The 16055-nt window shown below is 59.9% G+C and carries 11 protein-coding genes; 7 read left to right on the forward strand and 4 right to left on the reverse strand.

The window, feature by feature from the left end; translation table 11 throughout:
- Positions 1–49: 49 nt before the first annotated feature.
- Positions 50–1519 (forward strand): sulfatase-like hydrolase/transferase, encoded by a 1470-nt coding sequence (locus tag FYK55_RS22940; protein ID WP_150078961.1) that lies wholly within the window; start codon positions 50–52, stop codon positions 1517–1519.
- Positions 1520–1692: 173 nt separating this feature from the next.
- Here FYK55_RS22940 and FYK55_RS22945 read toward each other — a convergent pair whose 3' ends face one another.
- Positions 1693–4074, reverse strand: a complete 2382-nt coding sequence (locus FYK55_RS22945) for an ATP-dependent helicase (protein ID WP_150078991.1) — start codon at positions 4072–4074, stop codon at positions 1693–1695.
- 486 nt (positions 4075–4560) lie between these two features.
- On the opposite strand from FYK55_RS22945, the gene FYK55_RS22950 reads away from it, so the two are divergent.
- The 6 genes from FYK55_RS22950 (at position 4561) to FYK55_RS22975 (ending at position 11467) form a co-directional block, all read left to right on the forward strand.
- On the forward strand, positions 4561–4920 hold the full coding sequence (locus tag FYK55_RS22950; RefSeq protein WP_150078962.1) for a DUF2237 family protein: 360 nt from the start codon (positions 4561–4563) through the stop codon (positions 4918–4920).
- A gap of 177 nt (positions 4921–5097) precedes the next feature.
- Positions 5098–6084, forward strand: coding sequence for a tetratricopeptide repeat protein (locus FYK55_RS22955; protein WP_150078963.1), 987 nt, complete (start codon positions 5098–5100; stop codon positions 6082–6084).
- A 117-nt stretch (positions 6085–6201) separates the two neighbouring features.
- Positions 6202–7224 (forward strand): RluA family pseudouridine synthase, encoded by a 1023-nt coding sequence (locus FYK55_RS22960; RefSeq protein WP_150078992.1) that lies wholly within the window; start codon positions 6202–6204, stop codon positions 7222–7224.
- Between the two features lie 69 nt (positions 7225–7293).
- Positions 7294–8313, forward strand: coding sequence for a RadC family protein (gene radC / locus FYK55_RS22965; protein WP_235908915.1), 1020 nt, complete (start codon positions 7294–7296; stop codon positions 8311–8313).
- A 407-nt stretch (positions 8314–8720) separates the two neighbouring features.
- Complete coding sequence (locus tag FYK55_RS22970; protein ID WP_235908916.1) at positions 8721–10478, forward strand: alkaline phosphatase; 1758 nt, start codon at positions 8721–8723, stop codon at positions 10476–10478.
- 140 nt (positions 10479–10618) lie between these two features.
- The gene (locus tag FYK55_RS22975) at positions 10619–11467 is read left to right on the forward strand and encodes a suppressor of fused domain protein (protein WP_201743786.1); all 849 of its coding nucleotides are present in this window, start codon (positions 10619–10621) and stop codon (positions 11465–11467) included.
- Positions 11468–11471: 4 nt separating this feature from the next.
- On the opposite strand, the gene FYK55_RS22980 is transcribed toward FYK55_RS22975, so the two are convergent.
- The 3 genes from FYK55_RS22980 to FYK55_RS22990 all read right to left on the reverse strand — a co-directional run bounded on the left by FYK55_RS22980 (position 11472) and on the right by FYK55_RS22990 (position 15886).
- Complete coding sequence (locus FYK55_RS22980) at positions 11472–13790, reverse strand: PVC-type heme-binding CxxCH protein (RefSeq protein WP_150078965.1); 2319 nt, start codon at positions 13788–13790, stop codon at positions 11472–11474.
- A 5-nt stretch (positions 13791–13795) separates the two neighbouring features.
- Positions 13796–15010 (reverse strand): c-type cytochrome, encoded by a 1215-nt coding sequence (locus FYK55_RS22985; RefSeq protein WP_150078966.1) that lies wholly within the window; start codon positions 15008–15010, stop codon positions 13796–13798.
- A gap of 369 nt (positions 15011–15379) precedes the next feature.
- Positions 15380–15886, reverse strand: a complete 507-nt coding sequence (locus FYK55_RS22990; RefSeq protein ID WP_150078967.1) for a hypothetical protein — start codon at positions 15884–15886, stop codon at positions 15380–15382.
- Between the last annotated feature and the right edge of the window lie 169 nt (positions 15887–16055).

The following is a 16055-nucleotide window of genomic DNA, read 5'->3' on the forward strand; positions in this document are numbered from 1 at the left end:
TTATCCTGGTGACCGACGACCTCATTCCCCACACGCGACGACGTTTTCTATGACCCTCCGACTTCTGACCGGCGCTCCCCGTTTACAGGCTCGCTTGACCGTTGCAGCCCTGGCCGCCTTGGCATTGATCGGGACTCAAGCCACGGCCGCCGACTCAGACGACCAGAAACGACCGAACATCGTGTTCATTTTTGCTGACGATCAGTGTTTCGATACCATCGCGGCGCTGGGCAATTCCGAAGTCGAAACACCTAACCTGGACCGTTTGGCACAGAGGGGAACCACATTCACGCACGCCTACAACATGGGCTCCTGGTCGGGAGCGGTGTGCGTCGCCAGTCGCATGATGCTTAACTCCGGGCGCTTCATTTGGAACGCTGAACCGCTGTACCGGAATTCCGAACAGGAGCGCAAAGCGGGACGGTGGTGGAGCGAGTACCTGAAGGACGCCGGGTACCGGACCTACATGACTGGCAAGTGGCACTGCCGCGCCAATGCGGAGAAGGCATTCGACGTCGTCCGCGACGTGCGGGGCGGGATGCCGCAGCAGACCGATGCGGGCTATGACCGACCGCAGGTCGATCCGCAGACCGGGGAAGTGACGGATCCTTGGTCACCCAGCGATCCGAAGTTTGGAGGTTTCTGGCAAGGCGGTACCCACTGGAGCGAAGTGGTCGCCAATCACAGCGAGGACTTTCTTCGACAGGCGTCTGAGGAGTCGGCGCCTTTCTTCATGTACCTGGCCTTCAACGCTCCCCATGACCCGCGACAGTCCCCGGCCGAGTACGTCGCCAAGTATCCCCGAGACCAAATCCAACTGCCGAGCAATTTTTTGCCGGAGTATCCGTATGCCGACGCCATGGGCGCCGGGCACGGATTGAGAGACGAACGGCTGGCACCGTTTCCGCGGACCCCGTTGGCCGTCAAGACACACCGTCAGGAATACTATGCCATCATCACGCACATGGACGCCATGATCGGTCGCATTCTGGATGCACTCGAGAACACCGGCCGCGCGGACAACACCTGGATTTTCTTTAGCGCCGATCATGGCTTGGCGTGTGGACAGCACGGGCTGATGGGCAAGCAGAACCTTTACGATCACAGCGTCCGTGTTCCGTTGATGGTCATCGGTCCGGATGTGCCGGCCGGAGAAAAGATCGACCAGCCCGTGTACCTGCAGGACATCATGCCAACCACATTGGAACTGGCCGAAGTGGAGAAACCGGAGCACGTCGACTTTCAAAGTCTGTTGCCGTTGTTGGACGGAGAACCGAGCCGGTACGAATCCATCTACGGTGCCTACCTGGATCGTCAACGCAGCATTCGAACCGACACTCACAAGTTGATTGTGTATCCCAGGGCAGGGGTCGCCAGGTTGTATGACGTGGTTGCGGATCCGCACGAACAGCACGACTTGGCACAGTCTGCCGAGCATCAGGGAACGCTTCGCAAGCTGGTCGCGGAGCTCAAGGAGTTGCAGGCGTCAATGAAAGATTCGCTGGACCTGAATCTCTGACGCGGCGACCGTGGCCCACCGAGACGTTGGAAATGCGGCACCTCCACCGTCCGGCTCACAAATGGAGCGACGCTCGCCAGAGCGTCGAGATCACGGCAGCGGCACCTTCTGGCGGTGGCAATTGCGTCAAGCGCGCGAACGAAGACTCTCCGCTTCCAATTGCCGTGCCCCGCTTAACCGACAACTTCCAGCTTCGCAAATGCCAGCCGAAAGTTGTGTTCGCCGTCGGCGAATTGGATGCGCGCCATTCGCTTGGGGCCGCGTCCCGAAACCGCGATGATGGTGCCTTCGCCGTATTCGTAGTGTCGAACCTGAATCCCTTCGCGGAATGCGGTCAGCGGCGGTCGCTTGTTCGAAAGCAGGTCGGCCGCGGTGCGCAACGATCCGATTTCGGGGATCGGTTGGTCGTGTGCGTTGGCGGCCGGTGCCGGTTTCGCATCGGCTTCGTCGAAGCGGGCCAACGTTTCCTGGGCATGGTCGTCCCGACCTGGATCCTGATTGGCACCAAAATCAAAGGACGTATCGATCGATTCGGGATCAGCTGAATCGGAATCGATTTGGATCTCCGGCAGTTCCCAGGCGTCCGGGTGACTTTGGTCGATATCGTGATCGAACCAGTCTCTTCGGGCCGTGGATTCGATCCGCTCCATTTCCTCCAGCGGCAATTCATTTAAAAACGGGCTGGGGATCACGGGACGCGTGTCACCGCGAATCATCCGGCGCTTGCAGCAGCTCAATTGCAGCCATTGCTTGGCACGCGTGATGCCAACAAACAACAGACGCCGTTCTTCTTCGAACTGTGAATCATCTTCTTTGGAACGCTTGTGCGGCAGCAGGTCGTCCTCGACGCCCACGATGAACACGCGGGGGAACTCCAATCCCTTGGATGCGTGCAGGGTCATCAGGGTGACGCGCTGATCGTTGTCCTCGAAGGCGTCGGTATCGCTGACCAAAGCCACCTGTTCCAGGAACGCTTCCAGTGAACCATCATCGGGGTGACGGCGGTCAAAGTCGACGGCAGCGCTAATCAGTTCATCCACGTTTGCCAGCGGACTGGTGTCATCGCTTTCGATCGAGTGTTTTTCCAGGTGTTTGTCGTAGCCGCTCTCTTGGACGACGAAACGCAGCAAGTCCTCCAAGGGGGCCGTTGCTTTGGTGGCCAGCCGGTCGTAGAGCGTGACGAATTTCTTGACCATCGTCGCACTGCGTTTGGCCAGCGAATCGATCTCGTCGGCGCGACGCGCCGCTTCCAACATCGGCACGTGGTGATCGTCGGCGAAGCGTTGAAGCCGCTGCACCGTCTTGGCGCCAATGCCGCGGGTGGGCGTGTTGATCACGCGTTGCAGTGCAACATCGTGGCCGGGATTGTTGATCAGATGCAGATACGCCAGCACATCCTTGATCTCTTTTCGTTGATAGAATTCCACACCGTTGACGATCTGGTAGGGAACCCCGCGTCCGCGCAGGGCGTGTTCCAGCGATCGCGTCAGGGAATTCATCCGACAGAAGATTGCAAAGTCGCTGGGACGTGCGACGTCCGTCGAGACGGCGGAGACGATTTCGTCGGCGATCGCGTCAGCCTCTTCGTACCCGTTTTCGAACATCCGCAAGATGACCGGCTGGCCATCCGGATTGTCCGTGAACAATTCCTTTTGTTTGCGGCGGCGATTGTGCCGAATCAATTGGTCGGCCACCCTCAGCACGTTGGGTGTGCTGCGATAGTTTTGCTCCAACCGGACCGTTTTGACCGACGGGTAGTCCTTCTCAAAGTCCAGGATGTTGTTCAAATCGGCGCCTCGCCACCCGTAGATCGATTGATCGGGATCCCCCGTGACCGACAGGTTGGGGTGGTCGATCGACAACGCGCGAACGATCGCGTACTGCGCCAGGTTGGTGTCCTGGTATTCGTCAACCAGGATGTAGCGGAATCGGGCATCCAAATCGGATCGCAACTCGGGCTGATGGCGCAGAAGATTGGCGACGTGCAGCAGCAAATCGTCGAAATCGACGGCGTTGGCGGTCAACAGTTGTTGCTGATAAACCGGATACACCTTGGCGGCCACCGTTTCCTTTGGCGAAAGCCCGTGCATTTGCATCGTCTCGGGCGTCATCAACTGATTCTTCGCCTTGCTGATGGACTGCGCGATTTGCTCCGGCGAAGCGTGGCTGGTGGAGACGCCGGCCGCTTCGATCGCCCGCTTCATGGCCTGCTTGGAATCGGACGTGTCGTAAATCGAGTAGTTTTCCTGGAGCCCGACCATCGACGCGTACCGCCGCAACAGCTGGGCGCAGAACCGGTGAAAGGTCCCCATCCAGACCTGTCGTCCGGGGGCCAGCGCGTCGACCCGCAACCGCATCTCGTCGGCAGCCTTGTTGGTGAACGTCAATGCCGCGATCTGCCATTCTGGGATCCCGTGTTGCAGCAGGTACGCAATCCGATGCGTGACGACGCGCGTTTTTCCGCTGCCCGGTCCGGCCAGGATCAGCATCGGCCCGTCCACATGGCAGACGGCATCTCGTTGCGGAGGCGTTAATTCATTCAACAGGGCATCCATGACACCGTGGAATCCGTGACGTTGGTAGCGGAATCGACCCGATCGGTCGTGAAACAGGATCCCGTGAAACAGGATCCATCGCATCATACCGCCGCAACGGCATCGGGTCTGCGTCCGCCCAGTCTCGCCGACGACAAAACACGGTGTTGCCGAAGACAAAACGCGGTGTCGCCGACGACAAAACACGCCGCGCCGATTCCGCCGACTGCCCCCGCGGCCGCCATCCCGTTACACTTCAATCAACGCCCGATGGATCGAAAGAGCGCGTGCGCCACCATGGACGGGGCGCGCCCCACCATGGATGGACCAAGTTGGACAACGCCGGTGTGACTTGGAAAGCGGGTATATTACGACTCCGTGTGGCGACCGTCGCCGGACGGTCTCCGTGCGGTAATTCCCACGCTCTGGCGGGCCAGCCTGCCGCACAGCGGCGCCGTCCAATCGAGGCGCCCAATTCCCCACGCCGTCCTTCCACCCCACCAAGTCATGGCAAAAAACGTCCTGGGAACCGACCTGGAAACCTGCAGCACGGATCCGATGACCGGGTTTTATCGGGACGGTTGCTGCAACACCGGATCGTCCGACGCCGGCATTCACGTGATCTGCGCGATCATGACTGCGGAGTTCCTGGAGTTCAGCAAAGCGAAAGGCAACGATCTGAGCACCCCCAATCCGCTGTACCGGTTTCCAGGATTGAAACCCGGGGATCGGTGGTGTCTGTGTGCGGCTCGCTGGAAGGAGGCTTTCGACGCCGGCAGGGCGCCGCAAGTCGTGTTGGCGGCGACCCACGTGTCGGCCTTGGAGTTCGCATCGCTGGAAGAACTGCGTCAGCATGCCTCAGAATGACGGCGGTTCTATTGACGATAAGTTTCGACGATTTCTATACTTCCGCCCCCGCGAGCGACCCGCGGAGTCCGCGCCCGGCCTGCTGGAGGACGTCGCGGAAAGGCCGAATTCACCCTGAAATCGCCAGTCGAACCCTTCTGATCCCCCGTTTGAAACACGCCCGCCCCGGCACGACCCATGAATGAGCGTCAGCATCAACTTGAACACAACCTGGTCGCCGACGGCTTGGCCAACGCTTACAAGAAAATTGAACCCTATTCCAAGTTGATTCTGGCGGGCATCGTCGCCATCGTCGTGGGCTTGATTGCGATCGGTTTGTACACCAGCGGGCAAACCGCCAAGCGGAGTGATGCGACGCTGCAATTGCTGATGGATAACCCCGAAGTGGCCCAGCAATATCCCGGAACCGTCGCTGCAGCCTGGTCGCTGCTGTACCAGGGCAACGACAACCTGGCACGCGGCATCAGCGCCCTGTACACCGATCGGGATGAGGCGGAGACGCTGTTGGCCGAAGCCAAAACGCAGTTCATCGATGCCCGGGGTGCGTCCAACGACACGATCCTGGATTCGCGAGCCAATTTCGGTCTGGGGATGGCGTCGGAGTCGTTGGGAGAGATCGACGAAGCGATCGAGGCCTACAAACGGACGATCGACGCGAATGAATCCGAGCAAATGGTCGAAGTGGCTCAGGAACGGATCGACCGGTTGTCGGACCCCAGCACCAAAGATTTCATCGCCTGGTTCTCCGAGCAAGATTTCTCGCCCGCCGACCCGTCTTTGCCCCCCGAATTGCCGGGCGCATCGTCGCTTCCCGAGCTTCCGGATCTGGATTTGCCGGAGTTGGATTTGGGTGACGAGATGTCGAGTTCTGAATCCGGTGAAGCGGAGGACACTCCGGCGAAATCGCTCGAAGGTGGCTTGGAATTGCCCGCAGACGAATCACCCGCGGAGGATGCACCTGAGCAGCCCAAAGCCGACGGTGCGTCCAGCGATGCCGGGGCGGATTCCCCGGCTGCAGAACCCACCAGTGATGCGGCGACCGATCCGGCACCGGCGCCCGAAGCAACGGGGACGACCGAGAGCGGTGATTCGGATGAATCCCCCGCAGCAGAATCCGAGCCTTCGGACGCGCCGGCTGACTCCGATTCCGACGACAGCCAGTAGTCGCGTGTGAGCAATTTCGATCCACGTGACCCGGCGGCGCCCGAGCAGCCTGCGGTGTCCGCGCAACGAGCGGTGTCGGAGCCGACCGACCCGGCAGAAGGCGAATCCTTTGACGAATTGGATGATTCGGACTCGGATGACGGAGCGTCACGCGAGTTCGTCGTTCCGGATTCGGCAGCGGGCCAGCGAATCGATTTGTTCCTGACCGCCGCTTGCGACGGGTACAGTCGAACGCAAATCCGCCAGGCCGTTCAAGACGACCAGGCGGACGTGGACGGTCGCACGGTCCGTCCCAGTTTCAAAGTTCGTGGCGGCCAGACCATTCGGTTCCGCTTGCCGCCGGAATTCTCCGATGAGGTCGTGCCGGAGAAGATCGATCTGGACGTCCTGTACGAGGACGACGGGTTTGTCGTCGTCAACAAACCGGCCGGCATGGTGGTGCATCCGGCGCGCGGCAATTGGACCGGGACGCTGACGAGCGCGTTGGCCTATCGGTTTCAGTCGCTGTCGGACGTGGGCGGGCCGACGCGGCCCGGGATCGTGCACCGCTTGGATCGGGATACCAGCGGTGTGATCGTTGTCGCCAAGACCAATGCGACGCACATCGCGCTGGCCCAGCAATGGCATGATCGCGAGGTGGAAAAGGAATACTTCGCGATCTCGGTGGGACGGATCGATCGTGACCGAGACGTGATCGATGCGCCCATCGGCCGACATCCGTATCAGCGCGACAAAATGGCGATTCGCCACGATCATCCGACGACCCGACCGGCCAGCACGTTTTACGAAGTCGCCGAACGGGTCGGGCGATTCAGTCTGGTCAACGTGCGTCCCAAAACGGGCCGCACCCACCAGATCCGCGTGCACCTGGCGCACATCGGTTGTCCCATCCTGTGCGATCGCTTGTACGCCGGTCACGCAGTCGCCACGGAGTCGTGGTTGCGAGGGCAGGGAGCCATCGACGGAAGTCCCGAGGTCCTCTCGCGGCAGGCGCTGCACGCCCGTCGGTTGACGCTGCAGCATCCCCAGTCCGGCGAAATGATGACCTTCGAAGCTCCTTTGCCCGCCGATCTGCAACGCGCGATCGATTTCCTTCGGACAGCGTCTGATCCGTCGTCTGTCGCGGGGCGACATCGCTGAGCCACCACGGGGCTGCTCCAATCCGTTACGCTCTCGGTTCAGGTTGGGTGTTGGGTCGGCGAATGCATCTTGAATGACCAAGTGCGCTCCGTGGTCCGATGCCGTGGACAGCCACGTTCGACTTGGGGCAACGAAATGGGTGAATCGGAAAAGCGAGAGCGCAAGCTCCGTCGACTCTTTGAGACATTGGCGCCGGTCGCGGCGTTTTCCAAACAGCAAGCACGTCAGCGGTGTCCGGATTTGACGCCGCAGTTCCTGGCGGCCACGTTGCGCGACCTGGTCCGGGAGGGCATCCTGGACCGATACGAGACATCTCAGGAAGAAACGTTCTCCTGGCGCGACGCCCGCGTCCGCAGCGATCCGGATCCTTGGATTTCAAGACAGATCAACGGGTCCCAGGTCACGGCGCAGCCGGAAGGCGAACGACCACGAGAACGTTTGCTCGCCGGCGGTGCCGAGCCGCTTTCCGATGCGGATCTGTTGGCGATTCTGATCCGCGTGGGGGTCAAAGGCGAATCGGCGATCGATGCGGGCAAACGGTTGGCAAAAACGTACTCCGGTAAGCTTTCCGACCTCCGTCGGGCGAGCAAAGACGAACTGCGTCGCATCAGTCCCGCGGTGACGGTGACAAGCTATGCGGCCATCATGGCCGGAATCGAATTGGGCCGTCGCGTCAGCCGCCATGAAAAACTGCATCGGGTTTCAAGTTCGCCGATTACCAGTACCAGCGCGGCGGTCAAGTACTGCGACGAGCGTTTCGGCGGATTGGCCATCAGTGGCGTGCAGGAAGAGTTCCACATCGTCACGCTGAGCACCAAGCATCTGCCGATCAACACGCATTTCATCACCCGGGGCACTTTGGATGCCAGCCTGGTGCATCCCCGCGAGGTGTTCCGGCCCGCCATCCGCGATTCCGCCTCGGCGGTCATTTTGGTTCACAATCATCCCTCCGGCGATGCGACGCCCAGCCGAGAGGACTACCAGGTGACCGATCGTTTGACCGAGGTGGGACGGCTGATCGGGATCACCGTGCTGGACCATATCGTGGTCGCATCAGAAGGATCGGTCAGCATCCGCGAGACCGCTTGAACGGGGCCGGAGGGTGAACACTTTCAATCAAAAACACCGTGATTTGCAGTTAAATGAGCGGCAAGGCGCTAGCCGCCGGTTGATGCGAGAAGACCCGCGGCTAGCGCCACGCGGCTCACGCGAAGTAACGCTGCCCAGCTAATAGAGCCAGCTGAAATCAAAGACGCCGGACGTCCCCTCCCCCCGTCGTCGCAAGCTCCTCCGCGACGCTACAGGACGGAGGGTGAAACAAGACTGCGCGACGTCGACGCTGGGCGCGACGAAAAAGGGAGTTCGAAGATCCCAAATTCGGCCCCTTGCCTCTCTCGTTTTGGCCGCGAAACAACTATCTTTTAGTGCCCCGCACGTCCCGGACGGGACGTCGCCTTCCCTCCTGAATCCCACCGCTACGGTCTGCTACTTTGACAATGACGCGTTGCAATCCCCACTTGTTTCTGCTGCTGTTGGCTTTCACTTGGGCCCACGTTTCCGGCGTGCCGGCTGACAATCCATCTCGCCATGCCAGCGTTTCGGCCGCCGAACCGACCGACACCCAGTCCAATGCCTCGGAAGAGACGGAGGTAACCGAACCCGACGTGATGCGAGATTTGCAGAAGCGGTCGGTCACGACGCAGAAACCGGTCTACGGTCACTGGGGACTCGAGCAGGGCAAGTACAGCAGTTGGACCAGCCACAGCAATCGTCTGATTCCTGTTTACACCTACGGCATCACGCTGGACCGTTTGCGAGAGCGTGGGAGTGCCTATGCGGACCAACAGCGACTGGACAAACTGACCGGACAGTCGAACAACGATGCCTTCAATCCGATCGCTTTGTACTTCGACCAAACGGCGGTCTACGATCTGCAACAGGCCGCCGTTGATGCGGGGTACAGCAACATCATCGTGATGGTCTTTGACGGCATGGATTGGAACACCACGCGGGCCGCTTCGATCTACAAGACCGGCAACGCCGACCAGCCTTCCGGTCGGGGCTCGGGCTTGGCGTTTCAAGACGATCGTCGCGCGATCACCGACTTTGGATTTGTGTGCACCAGTGCTGCGGCCGGAGGAGCCCGAACCGACGTCGATGCCCAGACGGTGCTGAGCGTCAACGAGGGGACTCACAGCGGATTTGACGTGCGGTTGGGAGGAACGGCTCCGTGGCACGAACGAACAGGCAGCCCCTACCTGTTGGGGAAGGATCGAAGCCGCGCCCACACCGTGACGGACTCCGCTTCATCGGCGACAAGCCTGTTCAGCGGCATCAAGACCTACAACGGGGCGATCAATGTGGACGTCGAGGGCAACCAGGTCCAACCGATTGCACGGCAATTGCAGGCCGAGCAGGACTTCATGATCGGCGTGGTGACCAGCGTGCCCGTCAGCCATGCCACTCCGGCCGCCGCGTACGCGAACAATGTTTCCCGCAAGGATTACCAGGATATTTCCCGCGACTTGGTCGGTCTGCCTTCTGCGGCTCACCGTGAACCTCCGCTTCCCGGTGTGGATGTGCTGATCGGCGGTGGCTGGGGTGAAGGCAAACAGGCCGACAAAGTGCAGGGGCGCAACTTTGCCCAAGGCAATCCCTATTTCCATCAGGACGACCTGCGTGCCAGCGATTTGAAGCATGGAGGCCGCTACCGTGTCGCCCAAAGGACCAAGGGAAAATCGGGGCGAGACCTGTTATTGGAAACCGCCCAACAGGCGGCCGATCACGGCGAACGTTTGTTAGGATTCTTTGGAACCAAGGGCGGTCACCTGCCGTTTGCGACGGCCGACGGAGACTTCCAGCCGACCATCGACGTCAAAAACGCCGAGAGGTATTCGCCGGAAGACGTGCGTGAGAACCCGACGCTGGCTGATATGACCGAAGCTGCTCTGTTGGTGCTGGAGCAATCCATCGACGGATTTTGGTTGATGGTTGAAGCCGGGGATGTGGATTGGGCCAACCACTCCAACAACCTGGACAACAGCATCGGCGCGGTGCTCAGCGGCGAACAGGCTTTTCGCGTCGTGATGGACTGGGTCGATCGCAACAACGCCTGGGACCACACGGCCGTCATTCTGACCGCCGACCATGGGCATTACCTGGTGATCGACCACCCCGAAGAAATCGCTTCGGCCGGCAGAACCGCCCGCAGCAAGAAGCGGTCCGACGATGCGGCGCCCGTTCAGGAACCCTGACCGGTCGGGCAACGCCTGCGTCTGGCGGGTTGCATCGTGTTCGAAGAACATCACGCCCGGCAAGCCTGCGGCACGATGGCGACATTTCCAGCTAAACTTGTCATCATGAGCAGAACCGGACGGTGACGGGGAGAAGTGCAGTGCAAGTCGAATTTCGATGCCCGAAATGTGCAAAGCGATTCAAAACGAGTGACTCCAATTCGGGCAGGACGACGGCTTGCAGCCGATGCGGCGAAACCATCGAGGTCCCCTACCCGCCGCTGGAAATCCCGGACGAGGTGACCAGCGGCGGCAGCACGGTGTACCGACACGAAGCGAGATCACGCGAATTCGAAGTCGCGATCGGCGATGAACAGTCGATCCGCCGCATCGACGCGCACATCGAAAAATACATCGGCGAAGTCAACAGCGTCTGGCACGAACTGGTTTCGGATCTTGTGCACATTGACGTTCATTGGGTGCGGCCCACCGAGGAACGACCGTTTCACACCCTGGTGACCTCGGGAATGAGCGACCGGGCGATGTCCCCACCCGAAGGTGCGGAGGAACTCGCATACACCGAGCTGATGGTTTGTCTGCCTTCGGACTGGAAGTTGGATGAGAATTCGTTGGAGGAGTCCAAAAACTACTGGCCGATACAATGGCTGAAGTATTTGGCACGGTTTCCTCACGAGTACGAAACCTGGCTGTTTGACGGTCACACCGTCCCCAACGGGGATCCCGCCGAACCGCTGGACCCCTCCAACGACTTCATCGGCTGGCTGCTGACGTTCCCCAGCACGGTGCCACAAGAATTCATCGAGCTGAAATTGTCGGACGACAAGTCGATCTATTTCCTGGCCATCGTGCCCTTGTTCCAAAATGAAATGGATTACAAGTTGCACAAAGGGACGGCCAAGTTGCTCGAACGCTTCGACCAGGCGGGTTACAACGAAGTCATCGATGTCGGACGGAAGGACGTGACGAAGCGTCGCTTCTGGCGGTTTTGATCCTTCAACGGCTCTCCAACTTGACTTCGTTCCAGTAAGCCCATTCGTTATGCCAGTCGTTGGCACGATTCTCCAGGGTTAATTCGATCGGGCGTCCGGCAAATCGACTGAGGTCAACTTCGATTTCACGCCATTCGTTGGAAACCGTTTCAGGTCCGATGATTTCGTCCGCAAGGACCTCGCCGTTGGCCAGCACTCGTAGCTGCCAATCGCCGTGCGGATGATGGCTGACTCGGATCCGCAGCAACGTGTTCCGTTCCGCGGGGATCTGAACGCTGCGTGTCAGGCGACTTGGTTGACTCTGGTTTTTGGGGTGTGTTTGCAGCGCGGGGCGATTCTTGAACACGTCGTGACCCACGATACCGCCTTCCCCGACGTCGCGGACCGCAAAACCCGGAAGCAATTGGTCGGCGACTGGCTTCCAGGCGGAATTCTGGGACGACGGATCGTCATCACCGACGACCAGCCGCCGCGCGACGAACTCTTGAAGCTTCGGCAGCACGCCCCCCAGAACCAGTTGCAGCGACTTTTGTGGGAATCGCATCACCATCGGTTCGATGGTGAACCAATATATCCGCGGCAAGTTGGGATCCTGAGCGTCTTCCTCATGTGTCAGCAGGCCTTCCAAAATCGGCCATCGATCCTCGAACCGCATCCGCTGGGTGGCCGACGCCAGGTACAGGCGGACGATCGGCGACGGATCGTGCCGGGCCAGATCGGCGAACGCTTGCAACGTTGACGGCTCGTACTCCGACACGGTTTCTCCCTGGGCACGCTCGGGGCGAAAGGCGTCGATCGCGGACGGGTCGGTTAACAATTGGATGGACCATCCGCGAACATAAGGGTCGTCGTGCTTGAGCAACTCGCGCAATCGGTCGCCCTCCAGCGTTCCGGTCACGTGCATTGCCCACAACGCGCGTAGACGATGCGGTGACGATTCGGCCGATTCAAACATGTCTTGCAATTCGGTTTTCACCAGACCGCGATCCAGCGTTCCGGAAATGGCCCGGTGCTGCAGCTGCACCCGCGCTTGCCGCACGTACCAGTCGTTGGTGTGCCATTGCATCTTGACCAGGTCGGCGTCGGCCAGTTCACGCAATCGCGGTTGTTCGATTGGAGAAGCGTTTTCGGGCATGATTCGATACACCCGCCCGCTCTGCGGAAAATTGATCGCATTGCCACAGATGTCCGTGTCGTGCCAGTCCAACACGTACACGCCGCCTTCGGGACCGATCTCCAAACTGAAACCGACCCAAGCCAGATCGTTCGCCGGCAGAAAATCGTCCCCGTGTTTGCCGATGAAACTCGAACCGTTGGGCACCATGACATCGGTCAACACGCAGTGCTCATGAATATTGCACATGAACAGGCGATCTCGGTACTCGGCCGGAAAGGCGTCGGCCAGATAAAACCTGGCACCGCCATGAGCCGAAAGGTGCGTGTGGTCGCGGATCGTCTTGATGTCGTCGTAGATGTGTGGATTCACGTGCGGACGACTTTGCTTGTGATACACCCCTCCCTGAACGACGTGGAACAGGTGGGGGATCACACAGCAGGTCGCAAAGGACTGGCCGTGATCATCGAAATCAAATCCCCACGGGTTGGATAGGCCGCGGGCAAAGACTTCAAACTTTTTACTGACCGGGTGAAACCGCCAGATTCCGCCGTCGATGAACTGGCGCTGCGATTCGTCCTGCCCGGGCTTGCCGACAAACGATTCGGTGAAGACGCCGTGGCAACCGTACAGCCAGCCGTCGGGGCCCCAGATAAAACTGTTCAGCGTTTCGTGGCGGTCGTTGATTCCCCATCCATCCAGCAGGATTTCCGCGGGGCCGTCCGGTCGGTCGTCGCCGTCGGCATCGGGGATGAATTTCAAATGCGGCGGGGATCCGAGGTAGACGCCACCAAGCCCGACCGCGATTCCGGACGTGAAGGTCAGGTCGTCCACAAAGGTTTTCTTGTGGTCGAAGACGCCGTCACCGTCGCGGTCCGTCAAAATCTGGATCCGGCTGACACGATCATCGGTGTGTTCCCGCCGCGTCCGGTAATTGAAGTTTTCGACAACCCACAAACGACCTCGATCGTCAAAGCAAAACGCAATCGGTTCGGCGATGTCTGGTTCGGCGGCAAAGATTGACACCTGAAATCCTTTAGGAATCGACATCTTTTTGACCGCATCCGGCGGCGACAAAAACGGGGCGTCGCTGGTTCGGTGTTGCTTCTTTTCCAACAACTGCTGCGCGAACAACGCCGCCGGTTGTGACCACGCGGCGATCACGATCAGTGCGAATGACAAGACTCGAATCATCAACGTGCGATGCATCGGACTCACTGTGCCGCCTCCACTTGTTGTTTGGTTTGCATGTACTTGACCAAATCGATCAAGTCCCGCTTTTGAAGCTGTTCCAACTGGCCTTCGGGCATCATCGACTTTTCGGAAACCTTCCTGGCTTCGATGTCATCTTGAGCAATGACCACGCGAGGCTGGTCCACCATTTTGAGCACCACCCGCTGACGGTCTTCCTCGGCCAAGACGCCCGTCAGAATGCGCCCGTCGACCGTTTGGATCACGACGGTGCGATAGCTTGCCGGAACGTCGGCACTGGGGGCCACGCTATTGAGCAACAGGTAATCCAGGTTGGCGCGGTTCGACCCGGTCAAGTCGGGGCCAATGTTCCCACCGGATCCGTACATCTGGTGGCATGCCCCGCACGTTTTGTTGAAGACCGCGCGGCCGTTGGACGGATCGGCTTTGGCCAGCAAGTCGGGCGTGATGATCGATTTGAATTTGGCGATGCGTTCGGCCGTGTCCTGCTGCAGCGCCGGGATGGTTCCGTAGACGTTCCGAAAGGACTCACCCATCAGCTCATCCAACGACCTTGCGACGTAGGAGGGGATTTCTTCACGCTTGACGGTGCCACGCTTGAGAGCGGCGACCAGGGCTTGAGCGTAACGTTCGCGTGTCGCCAACGTTTCCACAGTGGCACGCTGTGCTTCGCTGGGGAAATCCCGATAGCGTTCCAACAGGATCGAAGGGGCGTCTTGACGAGGAATCACCGCCAAGGCGCGGATCGCGTCGACCCGTAATTCTGGAACGTCAAGCAGGGGTTCGAGGTATTTCGATAGCTCGGGGTAACGCTGGGACACCAGCGACGCCAGGGCAGACTGACGATCCGCGGGGAACGCTCCTTCATTCCTTACCGTCACCAACGCGTTCTGTAGCGCTTTTTCGTTCCCAAAAATCTGTGACAGCTGAGCGGCCGCATCACGGACTGCCGAATTCTCGCTGGTGCTCAGTTCTTGGCTTAACGAACGCCACGTCGCCGGCTCGGCAATGCGGCGTCGCCCTTCCAGACCTCGTAACATGCCGCGAAGCAATGCTTCACGCGTCGAGTCCTGATCGGCGTTTTGAACCGCTTGCAAGACCAACTCGATTGATTCGGAAGAGTCAACCGCGAAGCAGGACGCGTTGATCCCGACTGTCGCGGCAAAGCAGAGGGTGCCGATCAAATGCGGCAGAAGCCTGGGGGACGGAGGTTGCATTCGAAGAATATCGGTTTCGGAAGGGAGGGCGGGTGCCGCGATCTGATTCGGAACGCTGCTCGCTGGGCAGCGCCACTATCAATCCAAAAACACCTTGATTTGCAGTGCTAGGAGCGGCGAGGGGCTAGCCGCCGGTTGAGGCGGGAAAACCCGCGGTTAGCGCCACGCGGCTCACGCAAAGTGGTGCTGTCCAGCTAGGTCTTGTCTGAGAACCAGCGGCGATGGCCCCATTTCGCTCGTCCGACTTTCAGACAGAGCCTAGTTTAGCCCAGAGGCGGCCGGTGATGCATCCAGTCGACGCAGCAAGGGAAGATTGCCGCTCTACTCGTTGAGGCGGTACTGCTGTCGCCGCTTCGCGGCTGAACGGTGTCATGCGTTCGCCGGTTCTCGAAGCGGCTCGCTGCCGGAATCGGGGATCTCGATGTCTGATTCCTCTGCCATTCGTTTTCGCGCCGCCGCTGTAAAAGCAATCACCAAGATTCCAATCTGCATGAATCCGGCGCAAAAGATCGTCGCGGTTCCGATCGGTCGTTGCGCGTCCGCCGGTCTCCAGGACAGCAGAAAAATGGTCAAGAAGATCGCAAAAATGATCAGCAACATGGCAATGCTGATCGGCATCAGGCCGCGCAGGTCCGCTCGACGTGAACCCCACAACAGAATCAGGGAAAGGATCCCCAAAGCGGGGCCACTACCAACGATGGTCTCGATGTCTTCGTTGGCAAACCAAGCCGCGATGGGACAGCCGAGCACGATCAGCGAAGCGCAGAGGAACGACAGTGACGTCCGGAGTCGCCCCGGCATGGAGGGGGTGGGCTGCGGGAGTGCCGCTGGTCCGGTCGTCGTGGGGGCGGCGTAGGGATTGATTTCGGATGACATTGTCTGGGACGCGGCACGAACCGTCGAAACGAACATTTGGAGTGCAGAAGCACCATCTTATCAGCCTCGCCACGCCCGAGGCGGAATCTTGCTGGTCACGCTGCGGAACGCTTTGGCTCGCTCGCGGGCCTTGCGTTCGAATCGACCACGGCGGACGATCTAAGGTGGA

The organism is Roseiconus nitratireducens, from assembly GCF_008629675.1.
GTDB lineage: Bacteria > Planctomycetota > Planctomycetia > Pirellulales > Pirellulaceae > Stieleria > Stieleria nitratireducens.

Excerpts from the sequence above, each read along its gene's own strand:
- FYK55_RS22940 (WP_150078961.1), top strand. The coding sequence starts at position 50 with ATGACCCTCCGACTTCTGACCGGCGCTCCCCGTTTACAGGCTCGCTTG.
- FYK55_RS22945 (WP_150078991.1), bottom strand. The coding sequence starts at position 4,074 with ATGGATGCCCTGTTGAATGAATTAACGCCTCCGCAACGAGATGCCGTC.
- FYK55_RS22950 (WP_150078962.1), top strand. The coding sequence starts at position 4,561 with ATGGCAAAAAACGTCCTGGGAACCGACCTGGAAACCTGCAGCACGGAT.
- FYK55_RS22955 (WP_150078963.1), top strand. The coding sequence starts at position 5,098 with ATGAATGAGCGTCAGCATCAACTTGAACACAACCTGGTCGCCGACGGC.
- FYK55_RS22970 (WP_235908916.1), top strand. The coding sequence starts at position 8,721 with ATGACGCGTTGCAATCCCCACTTGTTTCTGCTGCTGTTGGCTTTCACT.
- FYK55_RS22980 (WP_150078965.1), bottom strand. The coding sequence starts at position 13,790 with ATGCATCGCACGTTGATGATTCGAGTCTTGTCATTCGCACTGATCGTG.
- FYK55_RS22985 (WP_150078966.1), bottom strand. The coding sequence starts at position 15,010 with ATGCAACCTCCGTCCCCCAGGCTTCTGCCGCATTTGATCGGCACCCTC.
- FYK55_RS22990 (WP_150078967.1), bottom strand. The coding sequence starts at position 15,886 with ATGTCATCCGAAATCAATCCCTACGCCGCCCCCACGACGACCGGACCA.